This window comes from Halorientalis pallida, assembly GCF_049605515.1.
Lineage (GTDB): Archaea > Halobacteriota > Halobacteria > Halobacteriales > Haloarculaceae > Halorientalis > Halorientalis pallida_A.
In genome coordinates, this window is sequence record NZ_CP187158.1 from 2,483,771 (window position 1) to 2,500,516 (window position 16,746).

19 protein-coding genes are annotated in these 16,746 nt (G+C 69.4%); 12 read left to right on the forward strand and 7 right to left on the reverse strand.

Features of this window, described 5'->3' with window-relative positions; translation table 11 throughout:
* Window positions 1–7 precede the first annotated feature (7 nt).
* Window positions 8–1,939 carry a PAS domain S-box protein gene (locus ACOZ4N_RS14350; protein ID WP_424017049.1) on the reverse strand — a complete coding sequence of 644 codons (1,932 nt, stop codon included), beginning with the start codon at window positions 1,937–1,939 and terminating at the stop codon, window positions 8–10.
* 138 nt (window positions 1,940–2,077) lie between these two features.
* On the opposite strand from ACOZ4N_RS14350, the gene ACOZ4N_RS14355 reads away from it, so the two are divergent.
* From ACOZ4N_RS14355 to ACOZ4N_RS14370, 4 genes are all read left to right on the forward strand, one after another.
* A complete protein-coding gene (locus tag ACOZ4N_RS14355; protein ID WP_424017050.1) occupies window positions 2,078–2,872 on the forward strand; it encodes an enoyl-CoA hydratase/isomerase family protein in 795 nt (264 codons plus the stop codon).
* A gap of 98 nt (window positions 2,873–2,970) precedes the next feature.
* The gene (locus ACOZ4N_RS14360; RefSeq protein ID WP_424017051.1) at window positions 2,971–3,153 is read left to right on the forward strand and encodes a hypothetical protein; all 183 of its coding nucleotides are present in this window, start codon (window positions 2,971–2,973) and stop codon (window positions 3,151–3,153) included.
* 5 nt (window positions 3,154–3,158) lie between these two features.
* Window positions 3,159–3,308 carry a hypothetical protein gene (locus ACOZ4N_RS14365; RefSeq protein WP_424017052.1) on the forward strand — a complete coding sequence of 50 codons (150 nt, stop codon included), beginning with the start codon at window positions 3,159–3,161 and terminating at the stop codon, window positions 3,306–3,308.
* Between the two features lie 69 nt (window positions 3,309–3,377).
* Entirely contained in the window at window positions 3,378–3,650 is a 273-nt protein-coding gene (locus tag ACOZ4N_RS14370) for a Sec-independent protein translocase subunit TatA/TatB (protein ID WP_424017053.1), read from the forward strand.
* Window positions 3,651–3,745: 95 nt separating this feature from the next.
* On the opposite strand, the gene ACOZ4N_RS14375 is transcribed toward ACOZ4N_RS14370, so the two are convergent.
* The gene (locus ACOZ4N_RS14375) at window positions 3,746–4,369 is read right to left on the reverse strand and encodes a DUF7344 domain-containing protein (RefSeq protein WP_424017054.1); all 624 of its coding nucleotides are present in this window, start codon (window positions 4,367–4,369) and stop codon (window positions 3,746–3,748) included.
* Between the two features lie 136 nt (window positions 4,370–4,505).
* A complete protein-coding gene (locus tag ACOZ4N_RS14380) occupies window positions 4,506–5,039 on the reverse strand; it encodes a DUF7344 domain-containing protein (RefSeq protein WP_424017055.1) in 534 nt (177 codons plus the stop codon).
* A gap of 304 nt (window positions 5,040–5,343) precedes the next feature.
* Here ACOZ4N_RS14380 and ACOZ4N_RS14385 point away from each other — a divergent pair, with 304 nt between their 5' ends.
* The 8 genes from ACOZ4N_RS14385 (at window position 5,344) to ACOZ4N_RS14420 (ending at window position 13,665) form a co-directional block, all read left to right on the forward strand.
* On the forward strand, window positions 5,344–6,216 hold the full coding sequence (locus ACOZ4N_RS14385) for a SipW-dependent-type signal peptide-containing protein (protein ID WP_424017056.1): 873 nt from the start codon (window positions 5,344–5,346) through the stop codon (window positions 6,214–6,216).
* A gap of 3 nt (window positions 6,217–6,219) precedes the next feature.
* Window positions 6,220–7,644 (forward strand): VWA domain-containing protein, encoded by a 1,425-nt coding sequence (locus tag ACOZ4N_RS14390; protein ID WP_424017057.1) that lies wholly within the window; start codon window positions 6,220–6,222, stop codon window positions 7,642–7,644.
* 27 nt (window positions 7,645–7,671) lie between these two features.
* A complete protein-coding gene (locus ACOZ4N_RS14395) occupies window positions 7,672–9,375 on the forward strand; it encodes a VWA domain-containing protein (protein ID WP_424017058.1) in 1,704 nt (567 codons plus the stop codon).
* Window positions 9,376–9,595: 220 nt separating this feature from the next.
* Window positions 9,596–10,408, forward strand: coding sequence for a hypothetical protein (locus tag ACOZ4N_RS14400; protein ID WP_424017059.1), 813 nt, complete (start codon window positions 9,596–9,598; stop codon window positions 10,406–10,408).
* The gene (locus tag ACOZ4N_RS14405) at window positions 10,405–11,538 is read left to right on the forward strand and encodes a hypothetical protein (protein WP_424017060.1); all 1,134 of its coding nucleotides are present in this window, start codon (window positions 10,405–10,407) and stop codon (window positions 11,536–11,538) included. Before ACOZ4N_RS14400 ends, ACOZ4N_RS14405 begins: the two co-directional genes overlap by 4 nt.
* A complete protein-coding gene (locus ACOZ4N_RS14410) occupies window positions 11,535–12,602 on the forward strand; it encodes a signal peptidase I (protein WP_424017061.1) in 1,068 nt (355 codons plus the stop codon). The genes ACOZ4N_RS14405 and ACOZ4N_RS14410 overlap by 4 nt, the downstream gene beginning before the upstream one ends.
* Window positions 12,599–13,528 carry a hypothetical protein gene (locus tag ACOZ4N_RS14415; protein WP_424017062.1) on the forward strand — a complete coding sequence of 310 codons (930 nt, stop codon included), beginning with the start codon at window positions 12,599–12,601 and terminating at the stop codon, window positions 13,526–13,528. The genes ACOZ4N_RS14410 and ACOZ4N_RS14415 overlap by 4 nt, the downstream gene beginning before the upstream one ends.
* Window positions 13,528–13,665, forward strand: a complete 138-nt coding sequence (locus ACOZ4N_RS14420; RefSeq protein WP_424017063.1) for a hypothetical protein — start codon at window positions 13,528–13,530, stop codon at window positions 13,663–13,665. Before ACOZ4N_RS14415 ends, ACOZ4N_RS14420 begins: the two co-directional genes overlap by 1 nt.
* A gap of 6 nt (window positions 13,666–13,671) precedes the next feature.
* Here the strand turns inward: ACOZ4N_RS14420 and ACOZ4N_RS14425 are convergent, their stop codons facing one another.
* The 4 genes from ACOZ4N_RS14425 to ACOZ4N_RS14440 are packed head-to-tail and all read right to left on the reverse strand — an operon-like array spanning window position 13,672 to window position 16,651.
* The gene (locus ACOZ4N_RS14425) at window positions 13,672–14,628 is read right to left on the reverse strand and encodes a hypothetical protein (RefSeq protein ID WP_424019961.1); all 957 of its coding nucleotides are present in this window, start codon (window positions 14,626–14,628) and stop codon (window positions 13,672–13,674) included.
* A 48-nt stretch (window positions 14,629–14,676) separates the two neighbouring features.
* Window positions 14,677–15,381, reverse strand: a complete 705-nt coding sequence (locus ACOZ4N_RS14430; RefSeq protein WP_424017064.1) for an energy-coupling factor transporter transmembrane component T family protein — start codon at window positions 15,379–15,381, stop codon at window positions 14,677–14,679.
* Complete coding sequence (locus ACOZ4N_RS14435; protein WP_424017065.1) at window positions 15,375–16,073, reverse strand: energy-coupling factor ABC transporter ATP-binding protein; 699 nt, start codon at window positions 16,071–16,073, stop codon at window positions 15,375–15,377. The genes ACOZ4N_RS14430 and ACOZ4N_RS14435 overlap by 7 nt, the downstream gene beginning before the upstream one ends.
* Complete coding sequence (locus tag ACOZ4N_RS14440) at window positions 16,070–16,651, reverse strand: biotin transporter BioY (protein ID WP_424017066.1); 582 nt, start codon at window positions 16,649–16,651, stop codon at window positions 16,070–16,072. The genes ACOZ4N_RS14435 and ACOZ4N_RS14440 overlap by 4 nt, the downstream gene beginning before the upstream one ends.
* Between the last annotated feature and the right edge of the window lie 95 nt (window positions 16,652–16,746).

Sequence of the window (16,746 nt, forward strand, 5' to 3'; positions counted from 1 at the left end):
ACGGGGGTCAGCGGAACAGGACGGTGGGACGGCGGGCGACGGCCTCGACGGTCTGGTCGGCCTCGATGGCGGGGACGCGGACGGTCGCGACGGTGCCGTCGGCTCCGTCGCGGGGCCGGACCTGGAAGGAGCCGCCGTAGCGGGTCACGATCCAGTTGACGAGCCAGAGGCCGAGTCCGGACCCGTGTTCGAGGGCCGTCTCCTCGCCCTGTGCGATCATGGCGGTCTCCTGCTCGCTGATGCCCGGGCCGTCGTCGGTGACGGTGCATTCGATCCACTCGCCGTCGTCGACGACGGTGACTGCGACCCGCGGCTCGGATGCGGGATCGTGTTTCAGCGCGTTCTCGACGAGTTCCGAGAGCGCCCGTTCGAGTTCCGCGCCGGCACAGATCCCGCGGTCGGTCCGGACGGACACCTCGACCGTCGCCTCGGGGTGTCGTGATCGGGCGGCCGTCGCCACGTCGTCGAGGACCGTCGACGGGTCGAGTCGGCGCGGGGCGCGCTCCTGGCGAGCGTACCGTTCGAGGCGGCGGGCCTGCTCGCTCAACTCGGTGAGTCGCTCGGCGGTCGCCCGGATGCGGCCGCCCATGGCTTCGGTGTCCGGGATGGTGCCCTCCTGGAGCTGGTCGCCGAACAGGAGGAGGGCGTTCATGTCGTTGCGCAGGTTGTGCCGGAGGACGCGGTTGAGCAACTCGACGAGCCGTTCGGTGCGTTTGCGCTCGGTCACGTCGTCCTGGAATCCCAGATAGTGGGTGACCTCGCCGGCGCCGTTCTCGATGGGGTTGATCCGGACCCGGTTCCAGAAGGGGGAACCGTCGGCCCGGTAGTTGAGGATCTCGACTGTCACCGGCTCCTGGGCGTCGATCCGTTCGGCCAGCGTCGCGACGGTGTCGGGGTCGGTCGCCTCGCCCTGGAGAAAGCGGCAGTTCCGCCCCAGCAGTTCGGCCTCGTCGTACCCGGTCAGCCGCTGGAACCCGTCGTTGACGTAGATCAGCGAGTTGTCACCCTCGCGGGCGTCGGCGATGGAGATGCCGATGTCGGCCTCGTCCATCGCGCGGTTTTTGATCCGGAGTTCACGCTCGCGCTCCCGGCGTGCGGTCACGTCACGCCCCACGCCCTGCACGCCGACGACCGCGCCGTCGTCGGTGATGGGCGTGCCGTTGATCTCGAGGACCACGACCTCGTCGTCGGTGTCCAGAAACTCCACTTCGAGTGCCTCGACGGTCTCGCCGCCGAGTACCTGCGAGTAGGCGTTCATCGCCGTCTCGACCGCGGACGGGGCGAGAAACTCGGGAAATCCGGTGCCGACCAGCGTCGCCGGCTCGTAGCCCAGGACCCGTTCGACGGCGGCCGAGACGTAGGTGAAGGTCCCGTCGCGGTCGATCCGAAAGAGCACGTCGAAACTCGTCTCCGCGATGCCCTCGAACCGGCGTTTCTCCTCGCGCAGTTCCCGCTCGTGGCGCCGCCGTTCGATTGCCTGTCCGACCTGCTTCGCGACCAGTTCGATGAACAGCTCCTCGGTCTCGGAGAAGGGCACGTCGCGTTCGTCCCGGTCGGCGAAACAGATCGTGCCGTAGACGGCGTCGTCGACGACGACTTTCGCGCCGAGGTAGGTACCGAGTCCGAAGGTCCGGATCGCTCGGTCCGCGATCGCCGGCGAGGCCGCCGCGTCGCCCACGGCCAGCGGGCTGTCGGTTTCGAGCGTCCGGCGGCAGTAGGCCTCGTCGAGCGGACAGGTCTCGCCCGGCTGGAGCAACTCGTGGTCGCCCGTCGCCTGGACGATCTCCTGGGTCCCGTCGTCGATCCGGGTGAGAAAGCCGATGGAGAGACCGAGGTATTCGGTACCGAGGTCGAGCGCCCGGTCGATCTGCTCGTCTGCCGCTCGTGTCGTATCGGCGAAGACGTCGTAGATCGCCTCGCGATACGAACTGGCGTCCATTCAGCACGTGTACGGGCCCATGGGACTTACGTACTGCGGTCGGAACGGCGGCCGAAACGGCAGGACGGCCCCGCCCCGACGGCCCTTCGCGGTCCTGGCGCAGATAGAATTATCAGTTCGCCCCGCGAGAGCCACACCGTGACACAGTACAGCACGATAGAGTACGAACGCGACGAGGCCGCGGCTCACGTCCGCCTCGACCGGCCCGACGCGATGAACGCGCTGAACGAGACGCTACTCGACGAGTTCGAGGATGCACTCGACCGGGCCGACGCGGACGAGGACGTGCGGGTCGTCGTCGTCGCCGGCTACGGCGAGGCGTTTTCGGCGGGGTACGACATCGGCGCGGAGGAACCGGAGCGGTCGGTCGACGACCGGATTCTCGATCAGCGGACCCACCTGGAGGCGATCTTCTCCTCGCGACTGCCCGTGATCGCCGCCGTCGACGGCCCCGCGCTGGCGGGCGGGTGTAACCTCGCGCTGGCCTGTGACCTGACGTTCGCGACCGAACGGTCGGAGTTCGGCTATCCGGACATGCACTTCGGCGAACCGCCGCCGAAGTTCGTCCTCCCCTTCGTGACCGACTCGCTGAAACACGCCCGCGAGTTGCTCTACACCGGCAAGACCGTCGACGCCGAGCGCGCCCGGGCAATGGGGCTGGTCAACCGCGTCGTCCCCGACGGCGAGCTGGGCGCGGCCGTCGACGCGGAGATCGAGCACATCCGCAAGACGCCGAGCGCCGCGGTCGCGCTGGTCAAGGACATGGTCAACGACGTGCAGGAGACCCAGGGCTACCGGCGGTACGGTCGCCTCGACGAGGGGCTGGGGACGCTCACGATGGAGAGCGAGACGGCGACCCGGTTCCGCGAGATTCGGGACGAGAAGGGGCTGCAGGCCGCACTGGAGTGGGTCCACGGGACCGACAAGTCGTGATCGGAGTCGTCGACACCGCCGCGGGCGCGGGGCGGCGCGGTCCGGCCAGCCGAACCGACCGCCAATCTAATTATGACCACGATTGTCAGCATACAACCATGCAGGATTGCACTGGCTTCCAGCGGGACCGTCTCGCCGCCATCGCTGGCCCGGACGGCCCGACGGGGCTGGAAGTCACGCGCGAGTTCGACGGCGACGCCGCGGGGGAGAGCAACCACGGCAACGGTGCCCACGGGCCCCGGCACGGGTGGGAGAGCGAACACGTCGAAATCAACGGGTAGTTCACATGGAATACGTCCAGTCATCGAGCGGAAAGTGGCACAAGACCGACTGTCAGTACTCACCGGACGACGACGACCGGGAGGACGAGACCGAGCAACTGCCCATCGACGCCGACCGGTGTCAGCACTGCATCGAATCCTTCGAGTTTTCGTAGGCCCAGAACGTTCAGTCGACTGCCACGTACGGCTGTCATACTGATGCCCGCAGCCACCCCAGTAGTGGCATGGACACCATCCAACTGTTCGTGGGGGTCCCCGGTGGACCGGAACTGCTCATCATCCTCGGCATCGCCGTGTTGCTGTTCGGTGCGAACAAACTGCCAGCCCTGGCCCGATCCTCGGGGCAGGCACTCGGCGAGTTCAAGAAGGGACGCCAGGAGATCGAAGCCGAACTCCGCGAGGCCGCGGAGAACACGGCGGAAGCCGACAGCGACGACGTGCCCGAGACCGGGGCGGACGCGAACGCGGCGGAAGCCACGGCGGCGGACGTGGCCTGATCGGCGATTCGGTTCGGGGAGTGACTGTCGGCGCTATTTTTCCGAGCGACTTCAGAGCGAGCGACGGCACCGTGTGATCGGAAAAGAGCGTGCGTTCAGTCGTCGCGTCCGTCGGACGTGGCCTCGATCTCGTCGGCGGGCGGAATCGTCGTCTCGGGCGGCGTGTCGGCCGAGCCGACGACCCGACGCTGGTCACGGAGCGTGTGGTAGCTCGCCACGGCGGTAAACAGCAGCGTGACGGCGAGGGCGTAGCCGAAGCCGCCGAGGCTGGCGAAGGGCTGGACGCCAAGCGCCGCGATGGCGACGAGCGCGGTCGTCACGCCTCCCAGTGCGAGGTAGAACTGGCTCCAGGGGATCTCGTCGGCGGCGACCAGGTCGAAGTAGATGTCGAACTGGTCGATGGCTTCGGTCAGGGCCACGACGCCGCGGTCGCTGTCGTACGCTACGACACCCAGTCGATCCATCTTCGGGAGATGCGTCTGGTGTAAGGCCGTGTACAGGCGCTTGCGTTCCTTGGGCTTGACCTGCTCGCGTTCGACGCCGTTCTCCCAGGCGGCGAGCTGTTCGGAGAGGTCCCTGATCGCCACGGGTTCGCCGATCCGTTTCAGGTAATGCAAGGTGTAGCGCCGTCGCTTGTTGCTCAACGTCTCGAATATCGTCTCCGTGGACAGCGACCCCTCGTCAGTCGCCGCTGGTTCTGCCGCCTGCGTAGTTGCCATTAACCCACCCGTAGTATCGTAGTGGTCATCCGAGATAAAAACCTAGCGTGTATCGGACCTATTTTGCCTCGATTGTGGGAGTTTGCGGGGATATAACGCCAGAATAGTAACGAGTGGTTCGGTTCCCGTCCGTTCGTCAGCGGAGTCCGTTCACCAGTCCACGCAGGCGACCGCCCCGACCGCCGAGCAACTGGTAGCCCGTCGAGAGCGCGAACACGGCGAGCGAGCCGCTGGCGAACACGAGCGGATCGACCGCACCGAACACCGGCAGATCCGCCAGCGACGCGACGACCGAACAGAGGCCCCCGATCCCGAGCGCGCGGTAGTACTCCCCCCAGGTGACGCCGAGGCCGTTGACGGTGTCCATGTAGCGATGGAGCTGGCGACTCTCGGGCCGCGGGCGGACGAGTTTCCGGTCGGGGTCGTAGTCGACGAGGCCGAACGCCTGCAGTTTCGGGAGGTGAGTCTGGTGCAAGGCGTTGTAGACGCTCTCGCGCAACGGCCGTGGCGCGGGCGTGACGCCCGCCTCGGCGGCCGCGATCAGTTCCGACAGTTCCCGGAGCGTCACTTCCTCGGGCCGGCGCCACAGGGCCGCCAGTGTCTCGCGCCGCCGCGCGTTGCTCAACAGGTGGTGAACGTCCGACTCCGGGATCGGCGCGTGCGAAAACATTCTTGATTCCAGGGACGCGGCCCCGAATATTACGTATAGTCCGCGTACCGAGCGGTCAGCGGCCTGTTACGGATCGGTACGGGGGCCGGACCGACCGGTACGGTGGGGCTACGCGATCAATCGGAGGCGATACGGTCACCATATTCTGCGGGTCGAGAGCGGTATCAAGACCGTACAAACGGCCGTTTGAGGCCGTGTAACCCCTGAATCACTGCATAAGTAATACCCCGTCCCACCTGGAGGGAGATAACCCGAACCGGGCCGACCCTGGGTGGGACGCGACCGGGCGGGGTGGAAAACAACCATGACAGACGACAACCCGAAACTGTACGACCTCTCGCGCCGCAAAATGCTCGCCGGCCTCGGTGCCGTGGGCCTCGCCTCCGTGGGCGCGGGACTCGGTACCTCCGCGTACTTCAGTGACTCCGAATCGTTCGTCGGGAACAGCCTCACCGCGGGGACACTCGACATGAGCGTCACGGCCGACGTGGTGGCCGCGAACGACTACTGGGTCGACCAGGGCGGGCTCGACATCTCGGTCGTCGCCGACAGCGAGGACCCGGTCGTGGGCCTGCAGGTCGACGACATCAAGCCCGGCGACTGGGCGATCATCTGCTTCGAGATCAGCGTCGGGACCAACCCCGGCTACGTGCAGGTCGCGACGGAGAACTTCGCGCAGTCCGGCGGTGTGAACCCCGAACCCGAACAGGCCGAGGAGGGCGACGCGAACAACGACGCCGACCTGGGGAACGCCTTGCTGACCACGGTCTGGCAGAGCTACGACGACAGCGGCGACCGCGCGGGTCTCTCGACGCTCGACCCCGTGTTCAACAACGCCAGCGACCTCCTGACCATCGACTACGCCGACCCCGACGAGGACGGCGTGGCGGGCCCCGACGCCCACTACACCAACGCGGTCGAGGCCGACGGCGTCCTCTCGGGCGGGTACGTGGTCAAGGACGACAACGGCGACCCGATGATGGTCGGCAGCGACGCCGACGGGAGCGACCCCGAGGTGGCCGACACCTACGAGTTCTGTCTCCTGCTCGAACTGCCCTTCGAGGTGGGCAACGAGATCCAGGGCGACGGCATCTCCTTCGATCTGGTCTTCGAGACCGAACAGGTCCGCAACAACGACACCCCGTTCGCGAACACCACCGCGACCCCCTCCCCGTGAACAATGACTGACGACAACCAACTCTACGACCTCAGCCGGCGCAAAGTGCTCGCTGGACTCGGTGGTATCGGTCTCGCCTCTGCTGGCGCCGGCCTCGGTACCTCGGCGTTCTTCAGCGACAGTGAATCGTTCCTCGGAAACAGCCTCACCGCAGGGACACTCGACCTCAAACTCGACTACAAGGCGACTTACACGGGCGGTTCGGGCCGCCTCGGTGCGGTCCAGGCGATGGGCTACCCGGACGCCGAGGAGATCGAAGACGGCGTCTACCTGCTCGGTCAGGCACCCAGCCCGGGTGACCTCCAGGAGTGGGAGAACTACGTCCAGGGCGACGACTTCCAGTTCTGTTCGCCCGAGGCCGACGAGTTCCTCGTCAACGGCGACGAGATCCCGGTGTTCTCCCTGGAGGACATCAAGCCCGGCGACTCCGGCGAAGTGACGATCAGCCTCCACATCTGTGACAACCCGGCGTACCTCCGGCTGGTCGGCGACATCGTCGAGAACGCGGAGAACGGCCAGAACGACCCCGAACTCGACGCCGAGGGAGCGGACACCGACGGCATCGGCGAACTCGCCGACGAGATCCAGGTCTGCGTCTGGTACGACGAGGACTGTGACAACGTCTACGAGCCGACCGGCACCGGCCAGCAACAGGAACTGGAAGTCGCCCTCGTGAGCGACGTGTCCGGGTCGATGCAGGGGACGCCGCTGTCGGCGCTGAAGACCGCGGCGACGGACTTCGTCGACAACCTGTCCTCGCCCGACGAGGCGGCGGCCATCTCGTTCAGCGGGTCGGCCCAGACCGACCAGGAGCTGACGACCAACTACCAGGCCGTCAAAGCCGCGATCAACAACTACTCGGCAGGTGGGTCGACCTCCATCGCCGCCGGGATCAACGAGGGGGCCGACGAACTCCTCAACGGGACCAACGCGACCGCGGGTGCGTCGAAGGTCATGATCCTGCTGAGCGACGGGAACTCCAGTGCAAGCGCGGCCCAGTCCGCGGCCACCGCGGCACAGAACGCGGGCATCCGCATCTTCACCATCGCGCTGGGCAACGCGAACACGAGCCTGCTCGAATCGCTCGCGTCCAGCCCGGACGACGCGTTCATCGCGCCCGATCCGGCCGACCTCGACACCGTCTACGCGGAGATCGCACAGATCGTCCTCGCGGGCGAGCAGAAGATCCTCGAAGGCTCGATGACCGACGTGTTCGCCCAGCTATCACAGGGCGTCCTGCTCGACGGCAACCGCCAGGAGGCGGGCGTCCAGCCGTACCCCGGTGTGACCACCCAGTGTCTCGGCTTCGAGTGGGAACTGCCCTTCGAGGTCGGGAACCAGGTCCAGTCCGACTCCGTCTCCTTCGACATCGGCGTCGAGGCAGAACAGAGCCGCAACAACGACGCGCCGTTCGGGCAGTCGATCTAGCGCCCGACCCGGCACCCCAAATTTATCATGACAGAAGACAAACAACTGTACGACCTGAGCCGACGGAACGTGCTGGCGGGCCTCGGGGCCATCGGCCTCGCCTCTGCCGGTGCGGGCCTCGGCACCTCCGCGTTCTTTTCGGACCGCGAGAGCTTCACCGACAACCGACTCGTCGCCGGCGAACTCGACCTGCTGGTCGACTGGCAACAGCACTACCGGATGAACGGCGAGACGACGTTCGTCAACGCCCACCCCGACCACGACGGTGACGGCGAGCAGTCGATCCCGGACGGCCAGGGTGGCCAGCTGAAATACAGCGACTTCCTCGACGACGAGGACCCCGACAGCAACGGGCGCAACCTCCCGATGCTCGGGTGTGACAACATTCCGCCCATCGACGAGGCGTCGTTCGGGACCGACCCGACGACCGGCGCGGCGATGGAGTCGCTCGTCCAGCTGGGCGACGTGAAACCCGGCGACAGCGGCGAGGTCACGTTCAGCCTCCACCTCTGTGACAACCCGGGCTACGTCTGGATGCAGGCCGACAACGTCGGCGAGAGCGAGGGCATCGACACCGACCCCGAACTCGCGGTGGACACGCCGGACGGCGGCGACCTGGCCGACGCCATCGAGGCGACGCTGTGGTACGACGCGGACTGTGACAACGTCCACGACGCGGCCGAGCCCAGTGACATCGTGTTGACGCTGGACTTCTCCGGGTCGATGCTGTACCGCCGGTACGGCGGCGTCGTCAACGAAGACGACATCACCGTCGACGGGACGACCTACGACGAGACGACGAAGATCGACCTCGTGGAACTGGCCGCCCGGGAGTTCGTCGCGTACCTGGACGCCCAGAACGCCGACGTGCAGGTGGGCGTGGCCTACTTCGACGGCGAGGGGAGCGACGACTCGGTGCCCCGCACGGGCATCCTCCAGTCGCTCACGTCGAACCTCTCGACGGTCGACACGGCGCTGTCGGGTCTCCGCCAGAAGCTCGCCAACGTGGTGAGCGGCGGGGCGGGCTCGACCCCCTTCGACGGGGACGGCAACCCGGACCCGGCGGCCGGCGGCGGCATCGCCACGGGCACCTACATCGGCGAGGGTGTCGACGACGCCCAGGCCGAACTGGCCAACAACGGACGCTCGGGCGTCCGCGCGGCGAACGTCGTCCTCTCGGACGGCGAGTCGTTCAACGGGCAGGGCTCGACGCAGTTCAGCTCCCCCCAGGGCGCAGCGGCCGACGCACGCGCCGCCTCGCCCGCACCGGCGACCGACGTGTACACCGTCTCGGTCGGCAGCGCGAACGACAGCGTCCTCCAGTCGATGGCCGGCGCGGCCGGCAGTGCGGGCAACGATCCGCAGTACTTCTTCGACGTGGACGACCCGACCACCGTCCCGACCGTGTTCGGGGTGCTGGCGAGCCAGTTCGTCGCCGAGAAGATCATCATGCAGGACACGCTGGCCAACGTCCTCGCGGAACTGTCCGCCGACGACGGCGTCCCGCTCGACGGGAACGTCCTGACGCTGTACGACGAACTGAACGACGACGACACCGACGAGGACCGCGATGCCTTCGAGGGTAACGGCCTGATGTACTGTGTCGCGCTGTCGTGGGAACTGCCCTTCGAGGTGGGCAACGAGGTCCAGGGCGACACGGTGTCGTTCGACCTGGGCTTCTACACCGAACAGGAGCGCAACAACGACGGGAGCGGGCCGGTGAGCGCCTGAGCCTCCGGGCCGACCGTTCACGGATCGTTCACGCGGACCCAGTCCGTCGGTTTTCGAACGCGGCGACGGGGCCGGTGAACGCGGGTGTACGGGCACCGTACCGGCGGTCGAGGGCCGGGGGATCGGTCCACAGGGTGACCGTATCGGTCGGCCACGAGTCCATACCTATGCCGACGGGTAGCCTGGAGAGAGTAGCGAACGACGGCACGGAGAGACAACAATGCAACTGACACGACGGAAACTGTTGGGGACCATCGGCATCGGAGCGGTCGGTGCCGGTGTGCTGGGCGGCCGCGGGGGGCCGGAGTACACTCACTACACGTACGCGGCGACCGCGGACCTCGACGACCGGCGGGTCAGGGTCGCCTGGTACGAGCGGTACAACGGCGACTTTCGGGAGAACCAGAACGGGACCGCACAGGCGAGCCTCGACGCGACGCTCGACCCCGAGACGGCCCCGGCCTACGTGGCCGAGGCCACGTACGTCACGGACGCGTCGGGACCGGTGATCTCGGTCGGCGACGTGATGCCGGGCGACGAGGGCGTGCTGGTCGTCGGCCTCGAAGCGGTCGAGGACGCGGATTTCGTCCCGGAACCGGTCGACGTGTGGCTCCGCGCCGCCGTGACGGGTGACGAAGAACACGGCGTTAACGGGCCCGAATCGGCGGCCGGCGACACGACCGCCGACGACGGCGAACTCGACGAGGAGGTCCTCGTCGAGGTCTGGAAGGACGGCTCGCCGCTCGGCACCTGCGACGGGACCAAACAGTTCGACGAGGCCCTCGAAGGGCCGCTCGTGGAGCAGGCCCCGATGCGGGAGGCGTTCGGCTCGGCGAGTGCCGTCGGGTCGGCGACGGGCCTGCTCGCACTCACTGGACTGGATCCGGGGGAGAGCCGGTGTGTCGCGCTCGCGTGGACGTTCCCGTACGACGCGGCGACGAACCGCTCGCAGGGCGACAGCGCGACGTTCGACGTGGCGTTCGGCGCGGTGCCGGAAGGCGGCGAGAGCCCGTTCACCGCGGAGGGGCGATGAGCCTGACCCGACGGCACGTGCTCGCCTCGCTGGCCGCCGGCGGTGCCGGTGCCCTCACCGGGACCGGGTCGGCCGCGCTACTGGGCGACACCGAGACCGGCCGGCACAGCCTGACGACGGGACTGGTCGACCTGCGGGTCGAGTACTGGCTCGTGGACGGCCCCGGCGCGGTCGGCGGGATCGACCCGGCCGACCCCGACGGCGTCGTCGACGGGCCGCGCATCGACGTGCCCGTCGAGACGCTCGACGACGACGAACCGCGCGGGAGTATGCTCGTGCGCTTCGCACTGCCCCAGCCCGACGGCGGGGTCAACAACCCCGCGAACCTCTGGCTCCGGACGGCGTGTCCGACGCCCGACCCGCTGGCGGAGTTCCTCGAACTCCGGCTGTCCTACGCCACCGCGGACGGGACGGTCGACACGACCATCGCCGCGGGGTCGCTCCGCGAGGTCGCCGAACAGTTCCGGACGGGCGTCCGGCTCGACCCGGCCAACGCGACCGACGAGGACGGCTGTCTCACCGACGAGACGTTCCTCCTCGTGGAGTACGACCTCGGGCTCTACGTCGGCGAGGGGACGACCAGTCTCCCGCTGTACGTCGCGGCGACGCAGTGTCGCAACGCCGACCCGACGGCGAACCCGTTCCCGGCGGTCGACGAGACGGACTGCCCACCGGGGTACGTCTGTGACTGCTGCTGGGCCATCGGAAAAGTCGAGATCGACGACGGCGGGTTCACCGCCGGAGAGACCTACGAGTTCACCGAGGGCGTCGTGGGCTACGGCATCCACGTGACCGACACGGACGGCGACGACGGCGTCGCCTTCGAACTGGTCGCCACCGACGGCGGGGTCGTCCCGCCGCTCTGTGAGGTCCGGGTCAAGGGCGGCCGCAACGAGGAAGTCTACGGTCGCGCGGCCGATACGTACGGGACGACGACCGATTCCCTCGACGGCAACACAGACGGACTGGTCTACACGCCCCCGAACCTGAGCAACGGCAAGGGGTACGGGATCAGCTACGTCCTCGTGAAGGTGTGTGCGCCCGAGATCGGGCGGGACTGCCCCGAGGATCTGGCCCGGTCCGCCAGCAGCGGCGACGACCGGGATCGCGGCAAGGGGTGGGGACGATGAGCGGCCTGCGAGCGCGGGCCCCCTCGGCCAGACAGGTCGGGGCCGTCCTCGGGACGCTACTGTTGCTCGCGCTGGTCGTGCCCTTCGCGGTCTTCGCCGTCCCGCAGGTGATCGGCGCGGACCACGGGTTCGTCATCCTCTCTGGGAGCATGGAACCGGACATCGCGCCCGGTGACGTGGTGATCGTCGACGCCTCGGCCCCGGTCGGGGTGGGCGACATCGTGACGTTCTCCGAAGACAGCGACGTGCCGGTGACACACCGGATCGTCGCGGAGGAGGACGGGCAGTGGGTGACGAAAGGCGACGCGAACGAGAACCGCGACGCGCGGCCGGTGCCGCCCGAGAACGTCCTCGGGAAGGTCGTGCTCACGATCCCGTTGATCGGGCACGTCGTCCTCTGGGCGAACACGCCGGTGGGCTACGTCAGCCTCGTGCTGGTGCCTCTGGTCCTGTTGCTGGGCAACGAACTGCTCTCGTGGGCACGAGCCCGCGACGACACCGAGGGCGGCGACGAGGACGAACCGGCGGACCCGATCCCGACCGTCGCGGCCGAAGCGGCGGCCGGAGACGACGAACGGGCGACGAACGACGACGGGACGGAGGAGACCACCATGACACAGACAGCAGACGTGACGCAGGACGGGCGGTCGGGAGCGACGGCGACGGCCGCCGAGTCGGCGGGGTCGGCGTCGGTGACGGTCGCCGTCGCGGACCTGAAGCTGAGCGTTCTCGCGTCGCTGGCGCTGACCGTCTACGCCGCGCTGAACGTCTACGCGGAGGTCCAGCTGTTCGACGCGCCCGATCCGATCTCGGTCGGCGCGCTGACGGCCGGCCTGCTCGGCCTGCTGTTCACCAGCTGGGTGACGGGCCACGCGTGGTACAGCGCCCGGACGGCCCGGAGAGCGGCCGTCGAACCCGACGCGGGAAAGGCGGACTGGCCGATGCCCGAGACGGACGGCGGTGTCGCGAGCGATTGGAACGACGCCTCGTCAGACCGACGGTCTGACGGCGGGATCGACGATGGCGCGGCCGGAGCCGACGACCGGACGGAGGCGGAGCGATGAGCCGCGCAACGGTCACCTGCTTCGTCACCGCGGTCGTGATCTTCGCGGCCGCGACGGCCGGCTTCGGCGGCTCCGCTGGCCTCCTCGCCGACGAAGAAGGGTTCGACGCGACCTTCGGGGCCAGCGTCGACGCCGACCGCTTCGACGTGCGCGAGAGTCCCGAGTTCGAGGCGACGACGGCCGGCGAACCCGTCCAGCCGCTCGCGCTGGACGACGGAACCGGCGAGGACGATCCCACGGAAGGTGACGCGGACGGCACCGGCGACGGGTCGAGCGCGAGCGGTGACGGTGCGGAGACGCCGCCCGCGACCGACGACAGCGGCGACGGGACCGGTCCCGAACCCGCGCCGGACGCGCCAGAAGATGGTGGTGACGACACCACCGATGCCGGCGGTGAAACCGACGCCGAGGACGACACCACCGACGCTGGCGATGCGACGGACGACGGATCGACGACCGGCGGCGAGCGGTCCGGCGACGGTTCCACGGACGACGGTGACGGGGCGACCGACACTGCGGATGCTCGGGAGCCGGTCGGCGGGACCGATTCCGAGGCCACAGACGGCGACGCGACCGACGACGGCGGTGACGCCACCGGTGGGACCGGTGAACCCGGGACCGGCGGCGACGCCGACGGCACCGACTCGGACGAGACCGGCAGCGGTGGATCGGACACTGACACCGATTCGAGCGGGTCGGACGGCACCAGCATCGATCCGGACAGCGGCCAGTCCGACACGACCACGAGTTCGAGCGGCGACGCACCCGGTTCGGACGGTGACGGCGACGAAAGCGCCGGGGCCAACGATGGAGCGGCGAGCGACGCCGGCGAATCCGACGGCAGTTCGACGACTGACGCCGGCGCTGGCGGCACCGGAGTCGGGAGCGACAGTGACCCGTCGGCAGCCACGGGCGGACCGGCCTGATGTCCCCCAGCGCCGGGACCGCGGGGCGTCGACCACCTGGCATGGCCGCCGGGGCACCGCGGCGCAACGCGGTCGTGTTGCTCGTCTACCTGCTCGTCCTCGCGCTGCTGGGAAGCGTTCTTTTGCAGTTGTTCTGAAAGGGGCTACCGCAGGCGTCGACGGGTTCTCTCGTACAGTTCGGACAGGCCGACGGTGCTGACGGCGGAGACGAACGCGACGGTGCCGAGTTTGCCGCCGGCACCGACGAAGGCCGGCGAGACGAACACGAACACCAGGCCACAGAGGACGCCGGCGACCGCGACCTGTCGCTCGTCCGCCAGTCGCTCCGTCGAGGACATCCCGACGAACGAGGCACAGAACGCCACGGTCGCGAGCGTCGCCCCCGTGGCGGGCAGGAGTGCCGGGAACGCGAGCCCGGCGACCAGCCCGACCGCCGCGGAGCCGACGACCGCGCCCAGCCCGAGGCGGACGCTCAGGACGACGGTGACGACCGCACCGACGACCGCGACGGCGACGATCTCCGGGGCCATCGTCCACGGGAGCGCGGCCCCGCTGGCGTAGTCGAAGCCCGTCAGCGCGACCGTCGTGGCACAGCCAAAGAGCGCGAGCGTGCCGAGTTTGCCGCCGACGCCGCCGAAGGCGTCGCGGGCCGCGACGAACGCGAGGCCGGAGACACCCGCCGCGAGCGCGAGGGGGACGACGCCCGGAAACACCGCCGGTGACGCCATTCCCACGAAGGAACCGCAGTAGGCCGCAACGTCACCGTCCGTGGGGGCGAGGCCCGCCGCGAGGCCGACCGCCGCCGAGCCGACGACCGGGCCGAGACCGGCGTGGACGCTCAGGAGGTAGGCGGCGATAGCACCGGCGACCACGGCGGCCGCGTCGCGGGCGTCGCGGCGGTCGAATCCGGAGGCCGTCGCGGCGTCGAGGGCGCGCTCGCGCTCGGTGACGGCGGCCAGTCCACCGACGAGGACGACGCCGCCACCCAGCGTGACGCGCCCGGTCGTGAGCGCGGGCGGCGCGGCGACCGCACTGCCGAGCAGGGCCAGCGGCGTCACGACCAGCGCGACGTAGCCTGCGTACTGCGCCGTCCGGGACACATCCCCGCTCACCGGTGAACACCCCTGAACGTTGCGATTTGCCCCCAGTCACAGCAACGGGGACAGCGCCAGCACCAGCGCCAGCGCGAGGACGGGCGCGTCCCGGCGACCGAGGGCCAGCCGCGGGAGCGTGGGGTTCCAGGCGACACAGCGGGCCTGGAGCGCGAGCGAGAGGGCGTCGGCGCGGGCGTCGACCCGTCGGAGTCCCGCGGTGGTGACGATGCGGATGCGCTCGGCCAGCGAGCGTTCGGTCCCGAGGCGGGCCCGCATCGCCGCCCGGGCCCGTTGGAGGTCCGCGATCAGCACCGGCAGGAACCGGAAGACGACGGCGACGCCGAGGCCGAGAAAGCGGCCCGGTCGGCCGGGGACGAGCCACTGGATCGCCGCCCGCGAGTCACGGGCCGGCGTCGTGTAGACGTAGGCGGCGCTGACCAGCAGGAGGACGAGGACGCGATAGCTCGCCAGCGCCGGGAACCGCGCCTGTGCGAGCGAGAACCAGGGCGGCCCCAGCACCACCCCCTCGAACAGCGGCGCGGCCAGCAGGATCGGAAAGGCGAATCGGAGGTCCGAGGCCGCCGCGAGCGGGGAGCGCCGGGCCGCCGCGAGCGCGGCCAGCGCCAGGGCCGACAGGACCGCGAGGCCGCGTGGCGTCGTGTACGCGAACGCGGCGACGGCGAAGCCCGCCTGGAAGGCGAGTTTCGTCCGCGGGTCCAGCCGATGGGCGAACGTCGCCCCCGGCTCGTAGCTCAGCATGGGCGTACGTCGAACCCCTCCAGGCGGTCCCGGACGGCGTCGGGCTCGCCGTCGAGGGCCACCCTGCCGTCGGCCAGGACGACGATCCGGTCGGCCAGCTCGGCCACGTCCCGGAGGTCGTGGGTGACGAGGACGATACCGGTGCCGGCGTCGTGGAGCGCTTCGAGGCGGTCACAGACCGCGCGGCGGGCGGGCAGGTCGAGACTGGCGAGCGGTTCGTCCAGCACGAGGTGGTCGGGGGCCATCGCGAGCGCGCCGGCGATGGCGACCCGGGCCTGCTCGCCGCCCGAGAGCCGGTCGATGCGCTCCTCGCCACGGCCGGCCATCCCGACCGTCTCCAGGGCGTCCGCGACCCGGCGGTCGATCTCGTCGTGGGCGAGCCCGAGATTCTCGGGGCCGAACGCCACGTCGGCCCGGACCGTCGCGGCGACGAACTGGTCGCGGGGGTCCTGGAACACCATTCCGACGGCGGTGCGGGCGGCGACCAGATCCTCCTGCACCGGCTGGCCGTCGACCAGCACCGCGCCGCTGTCGGAGTCTTCGAGGCCGTTGAACTGCCGGACGAGCGTGGTCTTGCCGGCCCCGTTCGGACCCACGAGCAGGACGAACTCGCCGTCCTCGATGGTGAGGTCGAGGCCGTCCAGCACCCTCGTTTCGCCGCGGCTGGCGACCAGCTCCCGGGTCTCGATCATTCGGCGACGAAGGCGTCGCTCCGGACGATGCCGACGGCGGCGGCGATCTTGAACGCCTCGGCGGGGATGAACGCGGCCGCACCGGCCATGAACGCCGCGACCGGCCCGAGACCGAGCACGAGCATCAGCCCCGCGACGCCCATCGCGTAGACGACGGCCGTGCCGGCGACCATCGACCCGACGAGGCGGACGATCCCGGCCTCACGGGGGTCACCGACCGAGAGTCCGCCGTGGACCAGCAGGCCGACGAGGAACGCGGCGACCGGGTACGACCAGAGGTAGCCCGCCGTCGAGCCAACGAGTACGGTCGGGCCCGCGCCACCGCCGCTGAACACCGGCGCACCGACCGCGCCGGCGGCGAGGTACACCACGATGGAGACGCCGCCCCAGACCGGGCCGAGGAAGATGCCCGCGAGGAAGACGCCCAGCACCTGGAGCGTGACCGGGGCGGGCGAGAACGGGTTCGGGAAGCTGACGTAGGCGAACGCGCCCATCAGCGCCGCGAACAGCGCGACCCGCCCGAGGTTCTCGACGACCGCCGCGTCGACGAGATCCACGTTGTCGGTGTCGGTACTCACGGCCGTCCCTCCGCGAACGTATTCCGTGTCATTTCGTCCCTCTCGCCCGTCTACCCCATTGAACACTTCGGTTGACCGTCCGGGTCGAGTGATCG